Raw genomic sequence first — 6341 nt, forward strand, 5'->3', positions numbered from 1 at the left:
CTGCGCACGCGGCCCGCCGGCGCGCCAGACAGGGCAACGAACGGCAGGCGCCGGCCCAGGTCGCGGTTGTAGACTTCCGCGAAGCGCTCCCACTCGCCCTGGTAATGGCTGGCCGACAGTTCGCGGCAGCGCGCCAGCAAGCCGCTTTGCAAGCCGTGCAGGCGTTCGGCGAAGACATCGCTGCCGCGCCGCTGCGCCATGCGCGCGCCCAGCTTGTCGGCGCAGTTGCCCAGGTCGATGTCGGCGCTGCCATTGAGGATGAACTGCTCCACCGCCAGCAGCGAACTGCCGGGGCTTTTCAGGCGGTAGCGGCGCAAGTCGGCCAGGATGGCCTGCCAGCGCGCCACCAGCGGCTGGCCCGCCGCCGGTCCGGACAGCTGCGTCAGCACGCCCTCGACCTGCTTGCCGAGGATCTCGATGAATTCCTGCTGCTGCGCCAGATACGCGTTCAGGCCGGCGCTGTCGCCGGCCGCGAAGGCTTCGATCAGGGCGCCCTTGTCTCCCTTCCAGCCCTGGAAGGCGCGGTCGCGCGGCAGGAACACCTCGGCCGCCGTGAATACCTCGTCCATGCGGCGCAGGCGCGACATGGCGTCGCGCGCCAGCGCCGTATCGAGTTCGGCCACGGCCTGGCGCGCGCCCAGTTCCTCGAGCCGGGTGCGCAAGCGCAGCACCGCCGCATATTCGCCATCGCTGGCGGCGCTGGGCAGTTCCGCCGCCGAAAAGCTCAGCGCCTGCGCCAGCGCGGCGTGCACGCTGCCGGCCAGCGCCTGGTCGACCAGGGTGCCGGCCGGCTGCTGCAAGCGGCCCGGCAGGCGCGTGTACGGCCCCGCCAGGAAAGCCTTGCGCGCCTCGGCCAGGCTGGCGGCCCGCTCCAGCTGTCCCTTGTCCCAGTGGATGGTGGCGCCGGACGGCACCTCGGGCAGGCGCACGGGCGTCTCGGCCCGCATATACGACGGTGCCAGCATGGCCGCCACGGCCTCGTGCAGCACCTTGCGCTCGGGCGTGAAAGCCCAACTGGCGGCGCTGCCGGCACCGCTCCAGACCAGGCCCGCCCCGCCCGCATCGAGGGGATTGGGCGCGGCCAGGGTGGTGTCCCATGCCATGATGAAGCGGCCGAAACCCTGCGTGGCCAGCTGCCGGCTGTCGTCCTGGGCCGCCCTGCCCAGCAGCGAATTGGCGCCGATGCGCTCAAGCATGGCTTCGTGCCCCGCGCCCAGGTTCATGCTGCTCTGATGCATCCAGGCGCCCTTGCCTGCCATCAGCTGGCCCTGCTGTGCGTCGAGCGCCGTGCGCAAGGTCTGCCACAGGCGCAGCTGGCCGTCGAGGTCGCCGCCGCGCGGCCCGCCTTCGAGCAGCGCGCCCGTGCTGGCGGCCACCGCCTGTTCCGCGCGCAGCAAGCCATTGTCGTCGAACAGGCGGCGATACATGGCGCCGCTGGCCAGGTGCAGCGAGCAGCGCGCCGCTTCCTGCATCGGTTCGATGGCCAGCGAGGGCACGCTTTGCGCCACGGCGCGGAACAGCGCGGCCGTGCGGGCCGGCGTACCGTTCAGTTCCGTGCCCAGCAGCACGCGCACCACCAGCGCCAGGTCGTCGCCCGAAGCCGGCACGGAACTTGGTCCCTTCAGGCGCAGCATGGCGCTGATGACGCGGTCCAGTTCATCCATGCGCGCCAGGTATTGCAGCATCGCCTGGTAGTGCGGCAGGTCTTCCAGGTTCAGCGCATTGGGCGCCGGCACGCCCGCCAGCTCATGCCAGCGCGCCGGCAGGGTGCACTGGGCGCCCGCGATCAGGCTGCCCGTGGCCGGATCGTGCGGCACGCCCGTCAGCCGGCCCAGCTGCGCGAAGGCCGAGCGGCGCAGCGCTTCGAAGGCGTTGTCGGCGAAGCCCTGCTCCAGGCGCTGCTGCACGCGGTCGTGCAAGTCGTCGAAGATGGCCCAGGAGCCGGGCATGAAGACGGAGCTGAAATGCGCCTCGCCCAGCTGTTCGATATTCAGCAGGGCATCGACGGCGCGCTGCTGGCTGCGCTGGCCATTGCCCGTGCCGGCGGCGCCTGCAGCCACCCAGCCGGCCGCCGCGCGGCCGCTTTGCAGGCTGGCACGCGCGTCGCCGTTCAGCGCTTCCAGGTACACCACCATTTCGCCTGCCAGGCGGTGCAGCTGGAAGCTCGACACCACCAGTCCCAGCGCCCACAGGACGGGCAGCAGCAGCGCCGACCAGTACGCGAGGCGGTTGACGGCCGGGCGCCGCATGCGCTGCGACGAGGCCTGCACCAGGCCCACTTCGGCAAAGATCTTGCGCTCGAAAATATCGCGCAGGAAGACGGGCATGCCGTCCTGCGCCGCCAGGGCCGCCTCGTCCTGCGCGCCGGCGCTGGCCAGCGCCAGCTGCGTATGCTCCTTCTCGTTCGCCAGGGCCGGCTGCGGCGCCAGGCTGGCCGTGGCGGCCAGCAGCGCGGCCGCGTCGCTGCAGTCGCCCGTCAGATAGATGCCGCGCAGCAGGAAAGGCTCGTGGTAGGCGCTGGGGCGCATCAGCTCTTCGCAAAACACTTTCAGGCCCGCGCGCAGGCGTTCGACCTCGCTGGGCAGGAGGAAATACGCGCGGCTGTCGGCATTGGCCTGCTCCAGCGCGCACAGTTCGGCGCAGCTGTCGGCCACCGCACCGACGATCTGGTCCATTGCCGCGTCGACCCACTGCAGGCGGAACGGCGCCACCAGTTCATACGGCGACGCCCAGCCCAGGATGGAGCGGCGCATCGGCTCGGGCAAGGCCGTGCCGAAGGTGGAAAAGCCGGGCAGCACTTCGCATTCCGTCACCACCAGGTGGATGGGGAAACGCAGCGCCAGGCGGTTCTGCGCCAGCCACAGCCGGCGGTGGATGGCCTTGGCGCGCGCCACCAGTTCCAGCTGGCCTTGCGGATCGCTGGCCAGCAGCGCCGTGCATGGCATGGCCAGTACGATGCCGTCGAAGGGGCGCAGCGGCCGGTAGGCGCGGCACAGGCCCAGGAAATCGTCCCAGATGCCGCTGCTGGCGGCGCTGTCGGGATCGGGCGATCCCAGATACTCGGACTGCAGCTGCACCACCACGCCCTTGTCGAAGAAGTTCCAGGTGATGCCTTGCGCGGCGGCCGTCAGGCTGCTGTCGGTGCTCAGCGCGCTGGGCAGGCCCGACTGCGCCAGCGACACGGCGCGGTTGCCGCTTTCATTGAGCAGCAAGGTCCACGACAGGTTGTAGCGCTCGGCGCGCTCGGCCAGGTTGGCCTCGATCAGTTCGATGGCGCTGCGAAACGAGCGGCGCAGCGATTCGGAGCCCAGCAGGCGCAGCTTGCTGCCGCCGTTGGCGTTCGCGCCCTGCCCGCCGCTGCGCAGCGCGGCGCTGATGACGACGGCCAGCAGCACCAGCACCAGCAAGGTCACCACCAGCAGCACGGCGATGACGAGGTTGTCGGACAGGAAGTTCAGCATGGCGCCACCTCGCCGCGTGCGGCATGCCCGGGAATGACGGGCAGGTGCAGCGCCATCGGCGGCGCCACGCAGAAGTGCACGACGGCCGGCGCCACGGGCGCGCTCAGGGCCTTGCGCACGGACCACGACTGCCACAGCCACAGCACTTCCGACACGCCCAGCAGTATCAGCAGCACCAGCACCAGGATGGCGCCGCGCCGGCTCAGGCGCGAGAGGCGCCGCCCGCCGCCGTACGACAAGGTGCTCGCATACGGCTGCTCGGTAAGCACGGCGTCGCGCGCGCGCATGTCGGGCGCGCGCTGGTAGACGAACTGAAACAGCTCGCGCCGGTAGTCGGCGATCTGCGCCAGGCCCGCGCTGTCGCGGTAGCGGCCCTGGAAGCCCAGCGACAGCAGGTACAGATACAGGCGCGCCACGCCCCGGCGCGCCGGTTCGCGCTCGCGCAGCAGCTGGTCGATGTCGGCAAACACTTGCTGGCCGGCCTGGCCCGAATTGAACAGGGTCGCCTCCAGCAGCACGTGGCGCCAGTGCGTGCGCCCGGCCCAGTCCAGGTGCAGCAGCACTTCGTCGGCCAGGGCCGCCTTCAGGAAACGTCCCTGCAATTCCGCCTCGGCGCCCGCCTTGCCGCCCTGGCGCCCCGCCTCCAGGGTTTGCAGCTCGATCAGCTGGCTCAGCTTGCGGCTCAGCGCTTCCGCGCCCGCGCGGCCATCCGCCTCGCCCAGGGCCGCGCCATCGGCCACGGACTGGTTCAGCAACGCCACGAAGGCGCGGAACTGGATGCTGGCAAGGTCGTTGCCGTCGCCGCCGAGATGGCGGGCGGCGCCTGCCGCCGCACCGCTGGCGCCGTGCGCGCCATGGACTTTATCCTGGAGTGTCATGCTTCATCCCTTGATGAACAAAACGACTTCCTGCGGGCGCTGCGCCAGCAGGTGTTCGTTGATGTTACTAATGAGCAAATCCTGGCCGGCCACGATGAACTGGTCGCTGACCTCGATGGCATACAGGCTGCAGCCCTGGCTGCCGCGCAAACCCAGTTCCGGCGCGCCGTCGATGGCACTGCGCGTGGCGCCCAGCACGCGGCGGTCGCCCAGCGACGCCGAGACGGTCCGCGAGCCGATCACGGCGCCCGCCATCCAGGCCGCCAGTTCGCGTTCGCCCTGGCCGCGCAGGCCCACCACCAGGCGCGCGCCCTGCCCGCCCAGCCATTCGGCCCGCAGCGGCAGCGAGAACACCTGGCCGTTGAGGTTGAAGGTGCAGGTCTTCCATTCCTGGCTCACTTCGCCCACCAGGTCCACCAAATTGTCCAGCACACTGTCGAACGCCGCCTGGCTGTCGCCATGCACATAGGCGGGCGGCGCCAGCGGCACGGCGCCGGGGCGCAAGGCGGACAAGGGACCCAGCTGTGCGCACAGGGCCAGGTACAGGGGCTGCGGCTGCACGGGACCCGCATTCAGCGCCGCTTCCAGCAGCGGCAGGTGCAGGGTCAGGCTGGACAGGCGGGCGCGCTGTTCCAGCATGGCCAGCCGGTCTTCCAGGCGCGACGAGCCGCCGGCCGTCTGGCGTCCCAGGAAAACGGCCTTGTTGCGCATCAGGGCGGCCAGCGCCTGCGCCCGCTGCAGCAGGGCCGAACCGGCCGGCACCTCGAGCTGGGCCGGCCAGAACGCGCAGCGGCGCACGCTCTCGTTTTCCTTGCGCAAGGTCATCAGGTGCAAATACACCCACGCCGGCCCCGGCACCTTGCCGGCCATCAGGCACAAGTTGGCCGCCATGCGCGGCACCTCGTCGGCCAGCGCTTCGGATACCTCATCCTCGACGAGCGGGCTGTCGACGCGGCGGAACATGGCCGGCTGCCCCGACAGGCGCAGCGAGCGCGCGGCGCCGACGGCCAGGTAGACGGGCAAGTCGCCCTGCTCCATCGCTTGCGCGTACGGCGCCAGGTCCAGTTCCAGCACGAAGTCCTGCGCCTGGCGGCCATCGTGCGCCACCGCCATGCCGTTGGGCAGGATGGCTTCGAGCGCCAGGATGCGCAGCTTGCCGCCGCTGAGCCGGGCCTCGTCGATGGCGAGCCGGCGCACGCCCCAGGCGGCCGGCTGGGCGGCCAGCGCCTGCCAGCCCACCAGGGCGTCCACGCGGGCGCTCTCCTGCTGGAAATGCTGCGGGGTCAGCAGCATGCCCTCATGCCACTGGATACGGTCATACAACATTGCTTCGGCCATGGCGGATAGATCCTCGGTTAGCGGGCGGCGCCCGTCTTCATGTCGCTGGCGGCAAAACCCTGCGCGTTCAGCTGCAGCACATACGCGCCGCTGCCAGGCAGCAGGCGCTCGCGGTGGTCGCCGGGATTGGCATAATTGGCAAAGGCAAAGGCGGCCCAGATGCGCTGGCCGGCGTAGCGTTGCGCATCGAGCTGCAGCGCCTGGCCCGGCGTGATTTCCACTGACAGCACCGTCAAGGCCTCGGGAAACGTGCGCTGCAAGTCGGCCCTGGCGGCAAAGTAGCGGGCGGCCGGCATGGCGGCCAGGGTGTCGAGCATGGCCTTGTCGCGCACCAGCACCACGTCCACCGCCAGTGCGCTGTTGCTGTTGGCGTCAGGCGCGGCCATCAGGGTCAGGCTTTGCCAGTCGGGCTTGACGGGCCGGGGATCGCCGCGCATCAGCGCCAGCGCGCCGCAGCCGGTCAGCAAGCTGGCCACCAGCAGGGCCAGTGCCGCCAGCAGCATCGCGCGGTGCGCGCCGGCCTGCGTCGATTCGGTCTTGAATGCCATGGAATATCCCTGTACGGTAAATAATGTGAACATCAGGACAGCACCAGCATCTTGCGCAGGCCCGCGCCGATGCCCGCGCCAAACACCAGCACCAGGGCGGCCGCCAGCAAGCCCGC

4 protein-coding genes are annotated in these 6341 nt (G+C 70.6%); all 4 read right to left on the reverse strand.

The window, feature by feature from the left end; all coding sequences use genetic code 11:
* A partial coding sequence (locus tag JaAD80_RS28235; RefSeq protein ID WP_102299468.1) for a type VI secretion system protein occupies positions 1–3461 on the reverse strand: 3461 nt, incomplete at its 3' end.
* Positions 3455–4339, reverse strand: a complete 885-nt coding sequence (locus JaAD80_RS28240; RefSeq protein WP_102299470.1) for a DotU family type IV/VI secretion system protein — start codon at positions 4337–4339, stop codon at positions 3455–3457. The genes JaAD80_RS28240 and JaAD80_RS28235, both read right to left, overlap by 7 nt.
* Before the next feature lie 3 nt (positions 4340–4342).
* Entirely contained in the window at positions 4343–5677 is a 1335-nt protein-coding gene (gene tssK / locus JaAD80_RS28245) for a type VI secretion system baseplate subunit TssK (RefSeq protein ID WP_102299472.1), read from the reverse strand.
* A gap of 17 nt (positions 5678–5694) precedes the next feature.
* On the reverse strand, positions 5695–6225 hold the full coding sequence (locus JaAD80_RS28250; protein ID WP_258003234.1) for a hypothetical protein: 531 nt from the start codon (positions 6223–6225) through the stop codon (positions 5695–5697).
* Positions 6226–6341 lie beyond the last annotated feature (116 nt).

Origin of the sequence: Janthinobacterium sp. AD80 (genome assembly GCF_002878455.1) — a bacterium.
Taxonomy (GTDB): domain Bacteria; phylum Pseudomonadota; class Gammaproteobacteria; order Burkholderiales; family Burkholderiaceae_D; genus Janthinobacterium.

Excerpts from the sequence above, each read along its gene's own strand:
- JaAD80_RS28250 (WP_258003234.1), bottom strand. The coding sequence starts at position 6,225 with ATGGCATTCAAGACCGAATCGACGCAGGCCGGCGCGCACCGCGCGATG.
- JaAD80_RS28240 (WP_102299470.1), bottom strand. The coding sequence starts at position 4,339 with ATGACACTCCAGGATAAAGTCCATGGCGCGCACGGCGCCAGCGGTGCG.
- tssK (WP_102299472.1), bottom strand. The coding sequence starts at position 5,677 with ATGGCCGAAGCAATGTTGTATGACCGTATCCAGTGGCATGAGGGCATG.